The organism is Pseudomonas sp. NFACC25, from assembly GCF_900100935.1.
GTDB classification, from domain to species: domain Bacteria; phylum Pseudomonadota; class Gammaproteobacteria; order Pseudomonadales; family Pseudomonadaceae; genus Aquipseudomonas; species Aquipseudomonas marginalis.
Genome location: NZ_FMUC01000003.1, coordinates 404,953 through 424,338 on the forward strand (window position 1 = coordinate 404,953; position 19,386 = coordinate 424,338).

Annotated in this window: 16 protein-coding genes; 5 read left to right on the plus strand and 11 right to left on the minus strand. The window is 61.0% G+C overall.

Annotated elements, in window-relative coordinates:
• The first annotated feature begins 5 nt into the window (after positions 1-5).
• The 3 genes from BLQ09_RS09570 (at position 6) to BLQ09_RS09585 (ending at position 5,730) form a co-directional block, all read left to right on the plus strand.
• Positions 6-3,068, plus strand: a complete 3,063-nt coding sequence (locus BLQ09_RS09570) for an efflux RND transporter permease subunit (protein ID WP_027604498.1) — start codon at positions 6-8, stop codon at positions 3,066-3,068.
• A gap of 611 nt (positions 3,069-3,679) precedes the next feature.
• Entirely contained in the window at positions 3,680-4,273 is a 594-nt protein-coding gene (locus BLQ09_RS09580; protein ID WP_092356443.1) for a LysE family translocator, read from the plus strand.
• A 92-nt stretch (positions 4,274-4,365) separates the two neighbouring features.
• Positions 4,366-5,730: a Fic family protein gene (locus tag BLQ09_RS09585; protein ID WP_371914499.1), complete on the plus strand. Its 1,365-nt coding sequence runs from the start codon at positions 4,366-4,368 to the stop codon at positions 5,728-5,730.
• A gap of 48 nt (positions 5,731-5,778) precedes the next feature.
• Here the strand turns inward: BLQ09_RS09585 and BLQ09_RS09590 are convergent, their stop codons facing one another.
• From BLQ09_RS09590 to plsB, 3 genes are read right to left on the minus strand one after another with little or no spacing between them, the layout of a single operon-like run.
• Entirely contained in the window at positions 5,779-6,468 is a 690-nt protein-coding gene (locus BLQ09_RS09590) for a DUF4197 domain-containing protein (protein WP_092356449.1), read from the minus strand.
• Between the two features lie 22 nt (positions 6,469-6,490).
• On the minus strand, positions 6,491-6,892 hold the full coding sequence (locus tag BLQ09_RS09595) for a YbaY family lipoprotein (protein WP_027604494.1): 402 nt from the start codon (positions 6,890-6,892) through the stop codon (positions 6,491-6,493).
• Between the two features lie 51 nt (positions 6,893-6,943).
• Complete coding sequence (plsB, locus tag BLQ09_RS09600; RefSeq protein ID WP_027604493.1) at positions 6,944-9,448, minus strand: glycerol-3-phosphate 1-O-acyltransferase PlsB; 2,505 nt, start codon at positions 9,446-9,448, stop codon at positions 6,944-6,946.
• Positions 9,449-9,628: 180 nt separating this feature from the next.
• Here plsB and BLQ09_RS09605 point away from each other — a divergent pair, with 180 nt between their 5' ends.
• Positions 9,629-9,838: a cold shock domain-containing protein gene (locus BLQ09_RS09605; RefSeq protein ID WP_017529713.1), complete on the plus strand. Its 210-nt coding sequence runs from the start codon at positions 9,629-9,631 to the stop codon at positions 9,836-9,838.
• A 131-nt stretch (positions 9,839-9,969) separates the two neighbouring features.
• On the opposite strand, the gene BLQ09_RS09610 is transcribed toward BLQ09_RS09605, so the two are convergent.
• The 4 genes from BLQ09_RS09610 to BLQ09_RS09625 form a co-directional block, all read right to left on the minus strand.
• Complete coding sequence (locus tag BLQ09_RS09610) at positions 9,970-10,347, minus strand: hypothetical protein (protein ID WP_065948851.1); 378 nt, start codon at positions 10,345-10,347, stop codon at positions 9,970-9,972.
• 54 nt (positions 10,348-10,401) lie between these two features.
• Positions 10,402-11,211 carry a putative RNA methyltransferase gene (locus BLQ09_RS09615; protein WP_092356452.1) on the minus strand — a complete coding sequence of 270 codons (810 nt, stop codon included), beginning with the start codon at positions 11,209-11,211 and terminating at the stop codon, positions 10,402-10,404.
• Positions 11,211-12,362, minus strand: coding sequence for a succinyl-diaminopimelate desuccinylase (gene dapE / locus BLQ09_RS09620; protein WP_027604490.1), 1,152 nt, complete (start codon positions 12,360-12,362; stop codon positions 11,211-11,213). Before dapE ends, BLQ09_RS09615 begins: the two co-directional genes overlap by 1 nt.
• A 111-nt stretch (positions 12,363-12,473) precedes the next feature.
• On the minus strand, positions 12,474-15,065 hold the full coding sequence (locus tag BLQ09_RS09625) for a glycosyltransferase (RefSeq protein WP_027604489.1): 2,592 nt from the start codon (positions 15,063-15,065) through the stop codon (positions 12,474-12,476).
• 218 nt (positions 15,066-15,283) lie between these two features.
• Between BLQ09_RS09625 and tcdA the strand changes: the two genes are divergently transcribed.
• Positions 15,284-16,093, plus strand: a complete 810-nt coding sequence (tcdA, locus tag BLQ09_RS09630) for a tRNA cyclic N6-threonylcarbamoyladenosine(37) synthase TcdA (protein WP_027604488.1) — start codon at positions 15,284-15,286, stop codon at positions 16,091-16,093.
• A gap of 20 nt (positions 16,094-16,113) precedes the next feature.
• Here the strand turns inward: tcdA and BLQ09_RS09635 are convergent, their stop codons facing one another.
• The 4 genes from BLQ09_RS09635 to BLQ09_RS09650 all read right to left on the minus strand — a co-directional run bounded on the left by BLQ09_RS09635 (position 16,114) and on the right by BLQ09_RS09650 (position 19,169).
• Positions 16,114-16,527, minus strand: a complete 414-nt coding sequence (locus tag BLQ09_RS09635) for a SufE family protein (RefSeq protein WP_027604487.1) — start codon at positions 16,525-16,527, stop codon at positions 16,114-16,116.
• The gene (locus BLQ09_RS09640) at positions 16,524-17,729 is read right to left on the minus strand and encodes an aminotransferase class V-fold PLP-dependent enzyme (RefSeq protein ID WP_092356455.1); all 1,206 of its coding nucleotides are present in this window, start codon (positions 17,727-17,729) and stop codon (positions 16,524-16,526) included. The genes BLQ09_RS09635 and BLQ09_RS09640 overlap by 4 nt, the downstream gene beginning before the upstream one ends.
• A gap of 64 nt (positions 17,730-17,793) precedes the next feature.
• The gene (dapD, locus tag BLQ09_RS09645; protein ID WP_027604485.1) at positions 17,794-18,828 is read right to left on the minus strand and encodes a 2,3,4,5-tetrahydropyridine-2,6-dicarboxylate N-succinyltransferase; all 1,035 of its coding nucleotides are present in this window, start codon (positions 18,826-18,828) and stop codon (positions 17,794-17,796) included.
• A 32-nt stretch (positions 18,829-18,860) separates the two neighbouring features.
• The gene (locus tag BLQ09_RS09650; RefSeq protein ID WP_231982825.1) at positions 18,861-19,169 is read right to left on the minus strand and encodes an arsenate reductase; all 309 of its coding nucleotides are present in this window, start codon (positions 19,167-19,169) and stop codon (positions 18,861-18,863) included.
• Positions 19,170-19,386: the final 217 nt, after the last annotated feature.

Genomic DNA, 19,386 nt, shown 5'->3' on the forward strand with positions numbered 1-19,386 from the left:
CCCCAATGGCTTTCAATCTTTCCGAATGGGCGTTGCGTAACCGCCAGATCGTACTGTTCCTGATGATCCTGCTGGCTGTGGTCGGCACCTTGTCCTACACCAAGCTGGGGCAAAGCGAAGATCCACCGTTCACCTTCAAGGCCATGGTGATCAAGACCAACTGGCCCGGCGCTACGGCCCAGGAAGTCTCGCGCCAGGTCACCGAGCGTATCGAGAAAAAACTGATGGAGACCGGCGAATACGAGCGCATTGTCTCGTTCTCTCGCCCGGGTGAGTCCACCGTCACCTTCATTGCGCGCGACTCCATGCACTCTGTGCAGATTCCTGAGTTGTGGTACCAGGTGCGCAAGAAGATCAGCGACATCCGGCAGACCTTGCCGCCGGATATCCAGGGGCCGTTTTTCAACGACGAGTTCGGTACCACCTTCGGCAATATCTACGCCCTGACCGGCGACGGCTTCGACTATGCCGTGCTCAAGGACTACGCCGACCGCATCCAGATTCAGCTGCAACGGGTGGCGGATGTGGGCAAGGTCGAGTTACTTGGCCTACAGGATGAGAAGATCTGGATCGAGCTGTCCAACCTCAAGCTCGCCACCCTTGGCCTGCCGTTGGCCGCTGTGCAGCAGGCGTTGCAGGAGCAGAACGCGGTGTCCACTGCCGGCTTCTTTGAAACCCCGAGCGAGCGTGTGCAACTGCGTGTGTCGGGCAACTTCAAGACGGTGGAAGAAATCCGCGACTTTCCTATTCGTGTCGCTGATCGAACCTTCCGCATCGGTGATGTTGCCGATATTCACCGCGGCTTCAACGATCCACCGGCGCCGCGCATGCGTTACATGGGGGCGGATGCTATCGGACTGGCCGTGGCCATGCGCGACGGTGGCGATATCCTGGTGCTGGGCAAGGCCCTCGAAGGCGAGTTCGCACGTTTGCAAAAGAACCTTCCGGCGGGCATGGAGCTGCGCAAGGTGTCAGACCAACCGGCAGCGGTGAAAACCGGTGTCGGCGAATTCGTGCAGGTGTTGGCCGAGGCATTGGCGATTGTCTTGCTGGTGAGTTTCTTCTCCCTCGGCATACGCACTGGCATGGTCGTAGCCCTGGCGATTCCGCTGGTGCTGGCGATGACCTTTGCCACGATGTATTACCTCGGCATCGGCCTGCACAAGATTTCCCTCGGTGCGTTGGTGCTGGCCCTGGGGTTGCTGGTGGATGATGCGATCATTGCCGTGGAAATGATGGCAATCAAAATGGAGCAGGGCTACGACCGGCTCAAGGCGGCCAGTTTTGCCTGGACCAGCACCGCCTTCCCGATGCTCACCGGTACGCTGATCACGGCGGCCGGCTTCCTGCCGATTGCCACCGCGCAGTCGAGCACAGGGGAATACACGCGCTCGATCTTCCAGGTGGTGACGATCGCGTTGCTCGCCTCATGGATCGCCGCCGTGGTGTTTGTGCCGTACCTGGGGGAAAAACTCCTGCCGGACCTGGCGAAGATTCACGCGGCCAAACATGGCACCGATGGCCCGGATCCCTACGGCACGCCGTTCTACCAACGTGTAAGACGTTTGGTGGAGTGGTGCGTGAGTCGGCGCAAAACCGTGATTGTCCTGACGTTGCTGCTGTTTATCGGCTCGGTGGCGTTGTTTCGTTTTGTGCCGCAACAGTTCTTCCCGGCCTCAGGCCGCCTGGAGCTGATGGTCGACCTGAAATTGGCTGAAGGCGCTTCCCTGAGCAACACCGCCGACCAGGTCAAGCGCCTGGAAGCCTTGCTCAAGGAACACGCCGGCATTGATAACTATGTGGCCTACGTCGGCACCGGTTCGCCGCGTTTCTACCTGCCCCTGGACCAGCAACTGCCAGCGGCCAGTTTTGCGCAGTTCGTGGTGTTGGCTAAGACCATCGAGGGCCGCGAGAGCCTGCGCACCTGGCTGATCGAAACCCTCAACGAACAATTCCCCGACCTGCGCTCCCGTGTCACCCGCCTGGAAAACGGCCCGCCCGTGGGCTACCCGGTGCAGTTTCGCGTAACCGGCGAACACATCGAGGAAGTCCGCGCTCTTGCGCGGAAAGTCGCGGCCAAGGTTCGCGAAAATACCCATGTGGTCAATGTGCACCTGGACTGGGAAGAGCCGAGCAAGATCGTCTACCTCAATATCGACCAGGACCGCGCCCGCGCCCTCGGCGTCAGCACCGCCAACCTGTCGAAATTCCTGCAAAGCTCACTGACCGGGTCCAGCGTCAGTCAATACCGGGAGGACAACGAGTTGATCGAAATTCTCCTGCGCGGCACCGTCCACGAGCGCACTGAGTTGTCGCTGCTGCCCAGCCTGGCGGTACCGACCGACAACGGTAAAAGCGTGGCCCTGTCGCAGATCGCCACCCTCGAATACGGCTTTGAAGAGGGCATTATCTGGCACCGCAACCGCTTGCCGACGGTGACGGTGCGCGCCGATATCTACGGCAAGGAACAGCCGGCTACGTTGGTCCAGCAAATCCTGCCAACCCTTGAAGGTGTACGCGCCGAACTGCCGGATGGCTACCTGCTGGAAGTCGGTGGCACCGTCGAAGACTCCGCCCGCGGGCAGAACTCGGTGAAGGCCGGCGTGCCGCTGTTTATCGTGGTGGTGCTGACCTTGCTGATGCTGCAACTGCGCAGCTTCTCACGCACGGCGATGGTGTTTCTGACCGCGCCGTTGGGCCTGATTGGCGTGACGCTGTTCCTGCTGGTGTTCCGCCAGCCCTTCGGCTTCGTGGCCATGCTCGGGACCATCGCGTTGTCTGGGATGATCATGCGCAACTCGGTGATCCTGGTGGACCAGATCGAACAGGACATCAGGGCCGGCCTGGCGCCGTGGCAGGCAATTATCGAAGCCACCGTACGGCGTTTCCGCCCGATTGTGCTGACCGCCCTGGCGGCGGTGCTGGCGATGATCCCGCTGTCACGCAGCGTGTTCTTCGGGCCGATGGCAGTGGCGATCATGGGCGGCTTGATCGTGGCGACGGCGTTGACCCTGTTGTTCTTGCCGGCGCTCTACGCGGCGTGGTTCAAGGTTCGGAAGGCGGCATAGAGGGGTAAGGGCCAATATTTGAGTGTCGAAACGGGTGGCAGGAGCCGGGAACGCTTCCTGCATTCCTGCCACTTAGAGACTACCTGATCACAGGTATGGATTTGTCGATGTCAGTTGTTGACGACAACGGTAAATGGACTCATCTCTTTGGACTTAAGGAATACTTTATGTCTCTTTGCCCCCTCAAGAACTTTTTTGCTGCGCTGTGCATGCCTCAAAGACCCCCGGTAAGCGGTCCTTGCCCGCAAGAGCCGCCACCCCGGCCTTGCCCGCCGCCGCCCCGGCCTTGCTACGCAAAACCGCCTAGCCCTTGCTGGCCTGAGCCCAGTCCCACGAGGCCACTCCCTTGTTCAATGCGTTCGGCCGAGCCGCCCATGAGTATTGGTTATGGCGTGGCAACAACGACGACTTTTGTCGTGGGCGCTTTCCTGTAGTTATCTGGTTTAACCGCTGGAACGAATCTGCATGCCCTCCCGGTGAGGGCATCTTGCGGGTACTTGCAGTAGACTTCGCGGGTTTGATGTTGGCCACTGTCGCCGGGCCATCCATGTTGACGCGTCAGTTTCGATGGGTGGAACGACTTTGGGTCGTCACTCTTGAGGAAAACCTGCATGTTCGCTTGCATTCCAGCCCTGATGTTGCTACTGCTCGCCCCCGGTCCCACCAATACCTTGCTGTTTCGTGCCGGCGTATTGTTTGGCTATCGTGCGTCCTGGTGGTTGGCATTTGTCGAGTGCCTGGCTTACGTGCTTCAGGTTTCGATATGGGGTGTTGCACTGCTCTACCTGGCGGCCTATTCGCCTTGGGCGTCGAAGTTCACGCAATTGGCGGCGGCCGGATACCTGCTGTATGTCTCGTACAAGCTCTGGCAACGCAAAAACAGCACCGTCGACCCTGGCCGTGACCGCCTCAGTGGGTTGAGTTTCTTCTGGTTGACGCTGATGAACCCCAAGGGGCTGTTGATCGTGTCGTTCATTGCGCCGGCCGGTACCTTTGCCGCATGGCAAGGCTATGCCGGGTTCATGGCCACACTGGCATTGGTGGTGATACCGGTAGGGTCTGCGTGGATCGTATTCGGCAGTCGCTTCGAAGGGCTGCAAAAAGCCTGGCTGACACCCTTGAAGATCAACCGTGCGACGGCGCTGGCCATGGGGGGCTTTGCAACGTTGACGGTGGGGCGATTGGCTGAGTCGGTATTGCATTGAAGAAAGGCATGTCTCAATTTTCGTGGTTATTGAGATAGGTGGGGTTTTCTGCTGTACTCAAGTCTCAGAAATCAAAAATTGAGATTTTGATGATTAAACTGCCACCCAAGGTGCCGGAACGGGTTTTTGTTCTCATTGGCCAGGAGCCCCATCTTCAGCATCTATCTGACTATATGAAGCTGTCTCAGCCAACAGACAGTCGGGGCCGCTATTTGCACTTTGATCAGCTACGCCACCGTTTTCCTCAGCACTTGGATCCAGCGATATGCTGGGGGATCGTAAAGTCCGAGCGCTCCCGTCTGTATCAGCAAATAGTGCCCGTAGGTACGCCTGAGGTCTGGTGCAACTTTGTATTAACGCCAACCGCACAACGCGTGGTCTCCACGGTCGACAGGTATGCCTCGACTGCCGCACTTGAGTACATGAGCAGCAAGGTCGGGAAGGCTGCTCATATAAAGTATTTGCTCAACGACCTGATCGAAGATGAGGCCATCAGTAGCAGCCAGTTGGAGGGCGCGGCAACCACGACGCTCGTTGCAAAAGATATGTTGAAGCGAGAGCGACTGCCCAGAACGCCAGATGAAAAAATGATCATCGGCAATTACCGAATGATGCGTTTCGCTTGGGATAAGAGAAACGAGCCGCTAAGTGTGGAGTTGATCGCGGACATGCACGAAGTAGGTGTTCAGGGCATTGACGATGATAAATATTCTCCTGGCAGCTTTCGTTTAAACGATGAGGTGGTTGTCCAGGATGGTGATGGCAATGTTGTGCATTCGCCACCTCCCGCAGAGGGGATCATCACTCGGCTGGAGCGGTTGGCTGATTGGATCAATACTTGTCACGACGATGCTACGGCCACCCGCTACCTGCATCCACTGATCAAAGGCATTTCTCTGCACTTTGCCTTGGGTTACGAGCATCCCTTTCGGGATGGCAATGGTCGTGTTGCGCGTGCGTTGTTTTATTGGTTCATGTTTAAAAGCGATTACGCGGCATTCAGGTATATCTCCATCAGTGTCTTGCTGAAGAATGCGGCTGTTCAATACGGTATGTCTTATCTGTATACGGAGACGGATGAACTCGATCTGACTTACTTTATCGACTATCAGTGCTCCATCGTGCAACGCGCAGTTGATGGATTTAAGCAGTCTTACGAGATAAGTGTCCGAGAGGCCGAGGCGTTTGAGCGTTGGTTGTGGGAGTCAGGACTTTATAAGGAACTGAATGAGAAACAAAAGACGGTATTTCAGGTCGCCAAGAGCGGTACCGCCAAACAGTTCACAGCCGTCAATGTGAAGGAAAATCTAGGCTGTTCTTACAATACGGCATCGGCCGTGCTGAACGGTCTTGTCGACTTGAATATATTTGTCAAAAAGAAGGTTGGCCGCGAATGGTTCTTTTCAATGCGAGACCAAGCAGAAATACAAAAGAACTGGTTAAAGACTTCTCATTGAGCGGCTTCCCGATGCCCACGTCTCGCTGAAACGTGGGCATCATAGCTATTACAAGGCGCCAAACACCTTCTTCGCCAGACTGGTGGCCGCCGCCGCCGGGTTCTTGCGAATCGTCTCTTCCTGCTGCGCAATCATCTTGAACAAACCATCCAGCGCCTGTTCGGTCACGTAGCTTTCGACGTTGGCGCTCTTGGCATCCACGGCGCCAAACGCGGCGGCCTTGCCTGCGAGGGCGTTGTACTGCTGGGCCACGCCCACCTTGTCGGTGGCGGCCTTGACGATCGGCAGGAACTTGGCGCGGATCTGTTCGCGACTGCTCTTGTTCAGGTACTGGGTGGCGGAGTCCTGGCCGCCGCTGAGGATGCCCTTGGCGTCGGTCACGCTCATGTTCTTCACCGCGTTGACCAGGATCGGCTGGGCCTGGGTCACGGCGGTTTCAGCGGCTTTGTTCATGCTGTCTTCCAACTGCGTGACCTGGTCACCCATGCCGAACATTTTCAGCTTGTCGGCGACTTTGCCCAGCTTGCCCGGCAGGCCGATCTTCACTTCAGGGTTGTTGCTGAAACCACCGGGTACACCCAGTTGTTTCACGGCGATCTGTGCGCCTTGGGTCAGGGCGTCCTTGAGGCCGCCGCTGGCGTCGCCCTGGGACAGGCTACTGAGGTCCAGGGCCACGGCATTGGCGCCGAGCAGCAGGCCGGCACACAGGGCAGTGAGGCGAAGGGAGTTGCGGAGCATGGGCGCTTCCTTATGTTCGAGTTCAGGGTGCTACGGCGTTCACGCGCACGCGCAGCGGCTGTGGATCCTGGCCGTTGAGCTGCACCGTGTGCCGTTCGGTGGTGATAAACAGTAGCTTGCCGTCCAGCTCGATGCGAGCGCTCACCGAATAACTGTGGCCCGGCTTGACCTGTGCGGGGTCGTAGGTCAGGTGAAACGGCAGCGGCACCTGGCCTTTGACCGGGCCTTTCTGCTCGGCCAGCGTCACCGCGGGCGCATCCGCCAGGGACACGTCCTGCAGGCTCACGCTCAAGGTGGCGGCGGGCGGCAGGGCAATGCGTTGCAGGTAGAACACCTCGCCGTCGAGGCTGGCCTTGGGCGCTGGATGCATGGATTGGCAGGCTCCGAGCAGGGCGGTGAGACCCAGGAGAATGATTTTTTTCATGGTGCAGCTCCTTTTCAACGGCGCCAGCATCCAACTGGCGCCTTGTTCAATCTAGCGTGTTTCTTCCGCTTCCACCGGCGCTTCGGCTGCGCCATCCACACGGTGCAAGGCCACCTGGCGGATCGACAGGCGAATCTCCGCGGGCAACACGCGCTTGGCCGCACCTTCGGCCAGTTCGCCGAGCAGGTCGTGGTAGCTCAACTTGCCGGCCTCGTCGCGGCGCAGCACATCTTGTTCCAGCAAGGTCTGGATGAAATGTCGGAAAAGGCTCTTGTCGAAGAATTCCGGGGCGTTGAGGCCATGCAGGATCGACAGGCGCTGGGCCATGATCGTGCACAGGTCTTCCAGTTCTTCGGCGCTGATGCTGTTCTGGCCGCTGTTGAGCAGCAGCGAGATCGCCATGTAGAAGCGTTGCAGGGTCTGGGCGATGGTCTTGGACAGCAGGGTCAGCAGCACGAAGTGCCGCGAGCTCGGTGCGGGGCGCAGGTACACGTTGTTTTCGAAGCGCAGCAGGCCCTGTTCGACGAACGCGTCCAGCCATTGATCGACCACCGTATCCAGCTCTTCCAGCGACCAGCGGATAAACAGCTCCGATTGCAGGTACGGGTACAGCGCGTGGGTATAGCGCAGGATCTGCTCGCGGCTCATCCGTGAGCTGCTCTGGAAGAAGCTGGCCAGCAGCGCCGGCAGGGCGAAGATGTGCAGCACGTTGTTGCGGTAGTAGGTCATCAGGACGGCGTTCTGCTCGTCCAGGTACAGAATCTTGCCCAAGGCATCGCTCTGTTCCGACAGCAGGTCCATGTCCTTGACGTGCTTGATCAGCGCCAGGCCGTCGCCTTCGGGCAAGGTGGTGTGGGGCGAATAAGGCACGCGGCGCAGCAGCGCCAGGTACAGGTCCAACTGGCGGGCCATGGCCTGTTCATCCAGGGCCAGGCGCGTGGTCGACAGCAGCGCCAGGGCCACCAGGTTCACCGGGTTCACGGCGGCCGCTTCGTTCAAGTGGCGGGCCACCTGTTCGCCGAGGCGGTTGGTGGTTTCGTTGAGCCAGGCCGGTTTGTAGTTCGGGCCCAGTTCCTGGGTGCGCCAGTCCGGTTGCTCGGCGTCGAGGAACTCGGCCAGCTTGATCGGCTCGCCGAAGTTGACCGCGACCTGGCCAAAGCGCTGCTTGAGCGCGCCGACCACTTTGAAAATATCGAAGATCGACTCTTTCTTCTTGCTCGCACCCCGCAGCTCACCGAGGTAGGTGCGGCCTTCGAGCACGCGCTCATAGCCGATATACACCGGCACGAACACGATCGGCATGCGCGAGGAGCGCAGGAAACTGCGCAGCGTAATCGCCAGCATCCCGGTCTTCGGCTGCAGCATGCGGCCGGTGCGCGAGCGTCCGCCTTCGACGAAGTACTCCACCGGGAAGCCCTTGGTGAACAAGGTGTGCAGGTATTCGTTGAACACCGAGGTGTACAGCGGGTTGCCCTTGAAGGTGCGGCGCATGAAAAACGCACCGCCACGGCGCAACAGGCTGCCGATCACCGGCATGTTCAGGTTGATGCCGGCGGCGATATGCGGCGGGGTCAGGCCGTTCTTGAACAGCAGGTAGGACAGCAGCAGGTAGTCGATATGGCTGCGGTGGCAAGGCACATAAATCACCTCGTAGCCCTGGGCAACCTGTTGCACGCCCTCGATGTTATTGACCTTGATGCCGTCGTAGATCTTGTTCCAGAACCAGCTCAACACCACTTCCAGGAAGCGGATCGCGGTGTAGGTGTAGTCCGAGGCGATCTCGTTGCCGTAGCGCAGGGCCAGGGCCTTGGCTTTTTCCGGGCTGATTTTTTCCCGCTCGGCTTCGTCAAGGATGGCCTGGCGCACCAGCGGCATGTTGACCAGGCCTTTCACCAGATTGCGCCGGTGGGACAAATCGGGGCCGATCACCGCCGTCTTCAGGTTACGAAAGTGCACGCGCAGGATGCGTTGGGCCATGCGCACGGTGCGTTCGTGGCCTTTATTGTGCTCGATCAATTCACGCAGGTTGATGGGCGCGGAGAATTGCACGCGGGTCTTGCGCCCCAGGATCAGGATGCTCAACAACCGGCGCAGACGCCCGGTGACCGCCCAGCTGTCGGCAAACAGCAGTTTCCACGGGCTGGACTCGCTCGCAGGGGTTTGTCCCCAGAACACGCTGACCGGAATGATTTGTGCATTCTCTTCGGCGTGTTCGCTGAGGGTGTTGACCAGGCGGGTCAGGGTCGGCGGCGCGCCGCGCTTGTCCTGGCGCCCCAGCCAGTCCGGCTCGGGCGTGAGGTAGAAGAACGCCGCGGGTTCCATCAGCGGGCCTACCGATACCGGCAGTACCGGGCGCGGCAGGCCGGCCTTGGTGCACTCGGCATCGACCACGGCCAATTCGGTGAGGGAGGGCGATTGCAGGACGTAAAACACCGGCCGGCTGCGGTCCAGGTTGAGGGTAAGGGACGACTGGTTGATCGTCTCCGAGCGAACCCAGAGGTACAACAGTCGGCGCAAGGTGCCAAACACCAGACGGCGGAACGGGGAGCGGGTCATAGGCGAGCTGCTTCAAGTGGGAAAAACCGAGCAGGCGCTCGGGCGGGTAGTGTGCCGTATTCGCCGAAAATCGGCAAAAAAGCAGCGATGTAAACTTGAGTTGATCGTTTTTGAGCCTGTCTTATACTCGGCAGTTCAACGCGATCGGCTCAACAATAACAATCAAGTGGGAGTGAACAGATGGCAACGCGCGAGACAGGCAATGTGAAGTGGTTCAACGACGCCAAGGGCTATGGCTTTATCCAGCGTGAAGATGGCAAGGATGTGTTTGTGCACTACCGCGCCATTCGCGGCGACGGCCACCGTTCGTTGGCCGAGGGCCAGCAGGTGGAATACGCCGTGGTAAGCGGCGAGAAGGGGTTGCAGGCGGAGGATGTGGTCGGTCTGTAAGTTCACCACTGAACCCATGTGGGAGGGGGCTTGCTCCCGATGGCAGAGTGTCAGTCACTGAATACATTGGCTGATACACCGCTATCGGGGGCAAGCCCCCTCCCACATTTGATTGGGTTAACAGTTCAGGCTCAGGCAGTTTTCCAGGTGATCTGCTCTTCACCGTCCGCGCTGATGCGAATCCAGGTGTCGGCGCTTTCCTCACCTTCTTCCTCGACCCAGCTCCCCGGTGCGCAGCGCACTTCCACGTTCAGCGCAGCAAACGCAGCGCGGGCGCAGGCAATGTCGTCTTCCCACGGCGTCTGGTCACTTTCCAGGTACAGGCTGTTCCACTTGCCTACGGCTTTCGGCAGCCAGGTGACCGGCACATTGCCGGCCTTGCACTTGTAGGTCTGGCCACGCTGGACCCAGTCGCTGCAAGGGCCCAGGGCAGCGCCCAGCCAGGCGGCGATGGCCTTGTAGTCGACGTCGGCGTCCTTCAGGTAAATCTCGATATCGGGTTGGCGCATGGATATTCCTCGTTGCGGGATTCGAAAATCCATTCGCGGATGGTTAAAAGTCGGTTATTGAAGCACGAAATAATCGTAGCGCATCGATACCGTGACCAGCAGCGGCTCGGCCGCCTCGATCACCTCGGCACGGCGTTCGGCACTGGCGCGCCAGCCGTGGGGGGTCATGGCCAGCAGGTTGGCGCGGTCCTGGGGCTCGGCCAGGCTTAACTTGAACTCCAGGGTTTCACTGTGGGCCAGGCTCATGCCGTCCGGCACCAGGGCCAGGTGCTTGTCGTCGGTGTACTCGCGCACTTCGTCGTACAGGCGCTCGCGCAGTTCCATCAGGTGGCCGCTGGTCGGGCCGACCTTCATCAGGCCGCCGCCGGGACTGAGCAGGCGCTTGGCCTCTTGCCAATCCAACGGGCTGAACACACTGGCGAGGAACTGGCAGCTGGCGTCGGCCAACGGCACGCGGGCCATGCTGGCGATCAACCAGGTCAGCGTCGGGTCGCGTTTGCACGCGCGCTTGACCGCTTCCTTGGAAATGTCCAGGGCGTAGCCATCGGCATGGGGCAGGGCCGCGGCGATTTGCGCGGTGTAGTAACCCTCGCCGCAACCGATGTCCACCCAGCGCTGCGGTGCGCGTTCGGCGGCCAGCTCGGCCAGGCGCCTGGCCACCGGGGCGTAGTGCCCGGCGTTGAGAAAGTCACGGCGCGCCTCGACCATCGCCAGGTTGTCGCCCGGGTCGCGGCTGTTCTTGTGCTGCACCGGCAGCAGGTTCAGGTAGCCCTGGCGCGCGCGGTCGAAACGGTGCCCGGCCGGGCACGCCACGCCATTGTCCACCGCGTTGAGCGGGGCGCTGCAAATCGGGCAGGCCAGCATCAGGCGAGCAACTTGATCAGGGTCTGGTAATAGATTTCGGTCAGCACGTCGAGGTCGCTGGCCAGGATCCGCTCGTTGACCTGGTGGATCGTCGCGTTCACCGGGCCCAACTCGACCACCTGGGTGCCGAGGGTCGCAATGAAGCGCCCATCGGAGGTGCCGCCACTGGTGGAGGCCTGGGTCTCACGCCCGGTGATCGCCTTGATGCTGGCCGACACCGCATCGAGCAACGCGCCCGGCTCGGTGAGGAACGGCAGGCCAGACAGCGCCCACTCCACATGCCAGTCCAGGCCATGCTTGTCGAGAATCGCCGCAACGCGCTGTTGCAGGCCTTCGACCGTGGATTCGGTGGAAAAACGGAAGTTGAACACCGCCGTCAGGTCACCCGGAATCACGTTGGTGGCGCCGGTGCCAGAGTTGAGGTTGGAGATCTGGAAGCTGGTCGGCGGGAAGAAGGCGTTGCCGTTGTCCCAGTGCTCGGCGGCCAGTTCGGCCAGGGCCGGCGCGGCCAGGTGGATCGGGTTCTTCGCCAGGTGCGGGTAGGCCACATGGCCCTGCACGCCGCGCACGGTCAGGGTGGCACCGAGGGAGCCGCGACGGCCGTTCTTGACCACGTCACCCACCAGGGTAGTGCTCGACGGTTCGCCGACGATGCACCAGTCCAGGCGCTCCTTGCGCGCGGCCAGGCGTTCGATCACGGCCTTGGTGCCATGGTGTGCCGGGCCTTCCTCATCGCTGGTGATCAGGAACGCGACCGAGCCCTTGTGGTCCGGGTAGTCGCTGACGAAGCGCTCGGCCGCCACCAGCATGGCGGCCAGGCTGCCCTTCATGTCGGCCGCGCCACGCCCGCAGAGCATGCCGTTTTCGTCGATCAATGCGTCGAACGGGTCGTTCTGCCAGGCTTGCACCGGACCGGTGGGGACCACGTCGGTGTGGCCGGCGAAGCACAGCACCGGGCCGTCATGCTTGCCATGGGTGGCCCAGAAGTTGTCCACGTCCTCGATGCGCATCGGCTCCAGCGCAAAACCGGCGTCGCCCAGGCGCTGCATCATCAGCTTCTGGCAATCGGCGTCGATCGGCGTGACCGAGGGACGACGGATCAGGTCGATGGCAAGTTGAAGGGTCGGCGAAAGGTCGGCATGGGCCGTCATGGGAAAACTCCGGGAAGCATGTCTGGAAGAGCGGGGCGGGCGGACAAAACGGCCGTTATCTTATAGCAAAACGGCGGCCAGAGGCCGCCGTTTAGTGCATTGCGCAAGTTTTTAAGCCACAGGTGCAGGCTCAGGTGCCACGGCCGGTTTCGGCAGCGACGACAGGAACGCCATGATCAACGCCGCCACATACGGCAGCGATTGCACCAGCAGCATCACCACCCAGAAACGTATGTCGTTGCTCGGCAGGCCCTGCACCAGGTAGATCCCCAGTGCCGCGCCCCACAACAGCAGCATGATGAACATTTCTTCGCGGGCTTCGGAAATCGCTACCCAGAAGCCGTGGTTATCCGCGTTTTTCGGGGTACGAAAGAATGGAATGCTGGTGGTGAAGAAGCCATACAGCACCGCCTTGGCAATGGTGTGGGACAACGCCAGGCCAGCCAGGGCGGCGCAGAATGCATCCTTGAGGTTCACACCTACCGCGCGGCGGTAGAGGAAGATGATCTTGCCCACCTTGAACACGAACAACGCCAACGGCGGGATCGCGAAAATCAACAGCGGCGGGTCGACCCGCGTCGGCACGATGATCATCGCCGCCGACCACAACAGCGCGCCGACGGTGAAGAAGATGTTCATGCCGTCCGCCACCCACGGCAACCAGCCCGCGAGGAAGTGGTAGCGCTGGCCACGGGTCAGCTCGGTGTCCTTGCCGCGCAGCAGGCTGGCGGTGTGGCGCTTGATGATCTGGATCGCGCCATAGGCCCAGCGGAAACGCTGTTTCTTGAAGTCGATAAAGGTATCCGGCATCAGGCCCTTGCCGTAGCTGTCGTGGTAGTACGCCGCCGACAGGCCTTTCTCGAATACCCGCAGGCCGAGTTCGGCGTCTTCGCAGATGCACCAGTCGGCCCAGCCCAGTTCCTCGAGCACCGAGCGACGGGTCATGGTCATGGTGCCGTGCTGGATGATCGCGTCGCGGTCGTTACGGGTGACCATGCCGATATGGAAGAAGCCTTTGTATTCGGCGTAGCAGAGCTTCTTGAAGGTGCTTTCGTTCTGGTCGCGGTAGTCCTGCGGCGACTGCACCACGGCGATTTTCGGGTCGGCGAAGTGCGGCACCATGTGCTTGAGCCAGTTCGGCGACACACAGTAGTCCGAGTCGATCACCGCGATCACTTCGGCATCCTTGGCGGTGTGCGGGATCAGGTAGTTCAGTGCACCGCCCTTGAAACCGGCCAGGGGGGCGACGTGGAAAAACTTGAAGCGCGGGCCCAGGGTTTCGCAGTAGTCGCGCACCGGTTCCCATACCGCCGGGTCCTTGGTGTTGTTGTCGATGATCAGGACTTCGTAGTCCGGGTAATCGAGGGCGGCCAGGGCGTCGAGGGTCTGTTTGACCATCTCTGGCGGCTCGTTGTAGCACGGCACATGGATCGACACTTTCGGGCGGTAGTCCGATTCCCCTTCCACCGGCAGGAATTCACGCCGGCGCTTGTGGGTCCATACCGCTTCCGCCAGTTCGTGGGCTTCGGTCAGCAACACAATGAATACGCCCAGTGCACCCAGGGCCAACAAGATGCCGACGGTCACGCTGAACCAGGTGCTGTATTGCTGGCTGTAGTCGTAGCCGATCCACACCAGTACGGAACCGCAGAGGAACGCGATAAAGGTCAGGAAGGTGCGGCCACGCTGGCGCAGGGATGAGCCGTCGATCATCAGCAGGGTCAGGGACAGCAAGGCGAGCACCACCGAGCCGATCGCCAGGACGCGCCACTGCGGGATTGCCACCACCGGCCCTTCGAAGTTGAATTTCTGCTGGCGCGCGGCGTTGTAGACGCCCCAATACGCGCCGGCCGAGCCTTCGTCGCTGACCTTCCACGGCTGGTCGAAGGCCTCGATCACGAAGTAGTTGTAGCCCTGGCGGTTCAGCTTGTTCACCAGCGTACGCAGGTAAATGGCCTGGTCTGCGGGGGACGTTTCATTCCCGCCGCGCATACGGCCGTTACTTGGCCAGCCCACTTCCGACAACAGCAGCGGCTTTTTCGGGAACAGTTTCTTCAGGTCCCTGGCGCGGTCGAGTACGTACTGGCCGGCCTTGTCCATCGGGATGTATTCCCAGAACGGCAGGATGTGCGCGGCGATCAGGTCGACGTGCTTGGCCAGTTGCGGGTTCTTTTCCCAGATATGCCATTGCTCGGAGGTCGTCACCGGGACTTTCACGGCGGCGCGCACTCGGTCCAGCAGCACAATCAGCGCTTCAGGGGTGATCTCTTCACGGAACAGCGCCTCGTTACCGACCACAACCCGCACGACACTGCGCGAGCTGTTGGCGATCTCGATGGCGCGCTGGACTTCGCGCTCGTTACGCTCCAGGTCCGGGCTGATCCAGATCCCCAGGGTTACGCGCAGGCCGAACTCTTCGGCCAGCTTGGGAATGTCCCCCAGCGTGCCGTCGACCGAGTAGGTGCGGATGTTATCCGTCAGCTTGCTCATGATCTCCAGATCGCGACGCATCTGCTCGTCGGTGGGGTACTGGTTTTTCTGCGGGTACTGGCCTTGCTGGAACGGCGAGTAGGAAAAACCGGAGATCTGCTCGGGCCAGTTGGGAGCAGTGACCGGGCGGTTGATCAGCGCCCAGAAGCCGGTGAACAGCGCGGCAATTGCCAGCACTATCACCAGGTTGAGTCCAAATTTACGCGATGCCATGGTTATGTCGGGTTCCAAAGGGTGTGGAACGAAAAGAGGTGTCGGCCTGCACCGAACGGCGCGCATCCTACACCGGCCTTTCCCTGACCGTACAGCAAGCCGAGAAAAACCGGACATTGGGCAGCGAAAGTACATCTAAGTTCTTAACTTGTAGCTTGTAGCTTAAAACTTGTCGCTGCGTAGTCCTATAATGCGCGCCGGTTTTTGGGGTAATGGTCATGAGTACAGAAGATCCGCGGTTTGCAGGCGTCGCCCGCTTGTATGGCATTGAAGGCCTGGAGCGCTTGAAAGCGGCCCATGTGGCGATCGTCGGCGTCGGCGGCGTCGGCTCCTGGGCGGCGGAAGCCATGGCCCGTTGCGGAGTGGGCGAGATTTCGCTGTTCGACCTGGACGACGTCTGCGTCAGCAACAGCAACCGCCAGTTGCACGCCTTGGACAGCACCGTGGGCAAGCCCAAGGTCGAGGTGATGGCCGAGCGCCTGCGCGCGATCAACCCGGATTGCACGGTGCATGCGGTGGCGGATTTCGTCACCCGCGACACCATGGCCGAGTACATCACGCCCAACATCGATTGCGTGATCGACTGCATCGACGCCGTCAATGCCAAGGCCGCGCTGATTGCCTGGTGCAAGCGCCGCAAGATCCAGATCATCACCACCGGTGGCGCCGGTGGGCAGATCGACCCGACGCTGATCCAGGTCTGCGACCTGAACCGCACCTTTAATGACCCCTTGGCGTCGAAAGTGCGCTCCACCTTGCGCCGTGACTACGGCTTTTCCCGCACCGTGACCCGCCATTACAGCGTGCCGTGCGTGTTTTCCACCGAGCAACTGCGCTACCCCAAGCCGGATGGCAGCATCTGCCTGCAGAAGAGTTTTGTCGGTGATGGGGTGAAGCTGGACTGCGCCGGCGGGTTTGGCGCGGTGATGATGGTGACGGCGACTTTCGGCATGGTCGCGGCGACCAAGGCGGTGGACAAGATTGTGGCCGGGGTGCGTAGGCCCTCGGAGCGGGTCAAGCCCGCCTGAGTCTCAGAACGTTACACGGTTCAAATGTGGGTATGACTGAGTTCGCGCATGCGCTGCAGGACTGCATTCAGCCCATTGCTGCGCGACGGCGACAGTTGACGGGAAAGCCCCAGCTGATTGAACCAATCCGGCAAGTCGACCGCCTGCAACTCGTCCGTCGACAACCCATTGACCCGTGCCAGCAGCAATGCCACCAAGCCACGAATCATCCGCGCATCGCTGCTCGCGGCGAACTGCCAGTGGCCATCGTGCAAGCGCCCCACCAACCACACCAGGCTCTCACAGCCCTGCACCAGGTTGGCATCGACCTTCTCCTCGTCCGCCAATACGGGCAGGCGCTCACCCCACTGCATCAGCATTCGAGCGCGTTGCTCCCAACTGCCGATTGAGTGAAAGGTTTCCAATGCAGCCTGCGCGTCCACCGGCAGGCTCATCGCAACATATCCAGCGCCTGGTCCAGCGCTTCAAAGAAGCGTTCCAGGTCATCGGAGTCGTTATACAGCGCCAGGGAGACACGGATCGCCCCCGACAAGTGCATCGCCTTGAGCAGCGGCATCGCGCAGTGATGGCCGGCGCGTACGGCAATGCCTTGCTCGGTCAGCAGGTGCGCGAGGTCGGCATTGTGCACGCCCTCGACCACAAAACTGACCAGCGCCGCCTGCGGCGACCCCAGCACACGGACGCCATTGCGCGCGTTCAGCCCGCGCAACAGGTAGTCATGCAGGGCCGCTTCATGGGCGAGCACCGCGTGCTGATCCAGCGAACTCAGGTAGTCAAGGGACGCGCCCAGGCCGATCACACCGGCGATCGGCGGGGTGCCGGCCTCGAAGCCCAGCGGTGCCGGGCGAAAGCTCGCGCTTTGGTACTCAGCCTGTTGCACCATCTCGCCACCAAATTGCCAATGGCGCAGGTGATGCAGGGCCTCGTTGCGGCCATAGAGCACGCCGACGCCGTCCGGACCGTACAGCTTGTGGCTGGAAAATACATAGAAGTCGCAGCCCAGGGCCTGCACGTCGTGGCGGCCGTGGACGATGCCTTGGGCGCCATCGACCACGGTCAGCGCGCCGTGGGCCTGGGCCAGCGCCAGCAAGGCCGGCAACGGCTGCCAGGTGCCAAGGACGTTGGACAGTTGGCTCATCGCCAGCAGGCGCGTACGCGGGCCGATCGACTCGGCGGCGGCTTGCAGGTCGATCACGCCGTCATCGCCGAGAGGCAATACCACCAGCGTGAGCGCGCGACGCTTGGCCAGTTGCTGCCACGGCAACAGGTTGGCGTGGTGTTCCAGGGCGCTGATGACAATCTCATCGCCCGCATTGAATAAGTGCTCAAGGCCATAAGCCAGGAGGTTCAGCGCTGACGTCGCGCCGTGGGTGAACACGATTTGCCCGCTGTCACCTGCATTCAACCACTGCACAACCTTGCTGCGACTGTCCTCGAAGGCCTGGGTCGCATGGGCACCCGGCAAATGCTGGGCGCGGTGCACATTGGCGGCGCCATTGGCGTAGTAATGGCTGATGGCATCCAACAGGGCCTGGGGTTTTTGCGTCGTCGCGGCGTTGTCCAGATAAGTCTGGTCTTGCCGTTGCAGGGTGGCGATGGCCGGAAAGTCGGCGCGCCAGGGGGAGGGCACAAGCATGGTGTTCAAGACTCGTATAAGCGGGCCCCAGGGTCGGGGCCCGCCAGTGGCATCGAGTGGCTGCTTAGTTGTGAGCGTGCAGCGCTTCGTTCAGTTCGATGGCCGATTTGTGGGTTTTGCACTCCACGGCACCGGTCTCGGAGTTACGGCGGAACAGCAGGTCGGGTTGGCCGGCCAGCTCACGGGCCTTGACCACCTTGACCAGTTGGTTCGACTCGTCCAGCAGCGCAACCTTGGTGCCGGCGGTGACGTACAGGCCCGACTCCACGGTGTTGCGGTCGCCCAATGGGATACCGATACCGGCGTTGGCGCCGATCAGGCAGCCTTCGCCGACCTTGATCACGATGTTGCCGCCGCCCGACAGGGTGCCCATGGTCGAGCAACCGCCGCCCAGGTCCGAGCCCTTGCCGACGAACACGCCAGCCGATACACGGCCTTCGATCATGCCCGGGCCTTCGGTGCCGGCGTTGAAGTTGACGAAACCTTCATGCATCACGGTGGTGCCTTCGCCCACGTAGGCACCCAGGCGGATACGCGCGGCATCCGCGATACGCACGCCGCTCGGCACCACGTAGTCGGTCATTTTCGGGAACTTGTCCACCGAGAACACTTCCAGCAACTCGCCACGCAGGCGGGCTTCCAGTTGGCGTTCGGCCAACTCGTTGATGTCGATCGCGCCCTGGCTGGTCCACGCCACGTTCGGCAGTTGCGGGAACACACCAGCGAGGCTCAGGCCATGCGGCTTGACCAGGCGATGGGACAGCAGGTGCAGCTTGAGGTAGGCCTCCGGGGTGGACGTCAGTGCGGCGTCTTCGGCCAGCAAGGTGGCGACCAGCGGCGTGTGGCTTTCGGCCAGGCGGCTCAGCAGGGCGGCCTGGGTGGCGTCGACGCCTTTGAGCGCGTCAGCCAGTTGCAGGGCCTGGGCTACGGTGAAGGTGATCGCCTGGTTGCCTTCGCTGTAGCCGAGGATCGGCGCGATGGCGGCAACGATTTCAGCCGACGGGTTGAGCAGGGGTTGTGCGTAAAACACTTCCAGCCAAGCACCTTGGCGGTTCTGAGTGCCGACGCCGAAGCCCAGGCTGAACAGGGAATTGGACATGCTGTTACCTCTACAAAAATGGAAGGGCTGGCCTACTTGAGGGCCGCCGAATAACTATCTGGCTTGAAGCCAATCAGGGTTCTGTCACCGAGATCAAGCACCGGGCGCTTGATCATCGAAGGTTGTGCGAGCATCAATTCAATGGCTTTCGACTGATCGAGATCGGCTTTGCGTTCGTCTTCGAGTTTGCGAAAGGTGGTGCCCGCACGGTTCAAAACCACCTGCCAACCGTGCTCGTTGCACCATTGGGTCAAGTGTTCGCGGTCGATACCGGCCGTTTTGTAGTCGTGGAACTCATAGCTCACCGCGTGCTCGTCGAGCCAGGTGCGCGCCTTTTTCATGGTGTCGCAGGCTTTGATGCCGAAAAGGTGCAACGTTTTGCTTGAAGCGGTCAAGGAATTGCCCCCCCTGCTTTACTGATGCAAGTGCCAATGAAAATGAAAGGTCACGGATTATGCCACGCCCAGAGATTTTGGGTGCCGCTCGTCAGCAGCGTGCGACTTTTGTGCAAAAGCCAGCGCGCAGCATAGGCCGGTAAGATAGCCGGGTAATATGGCA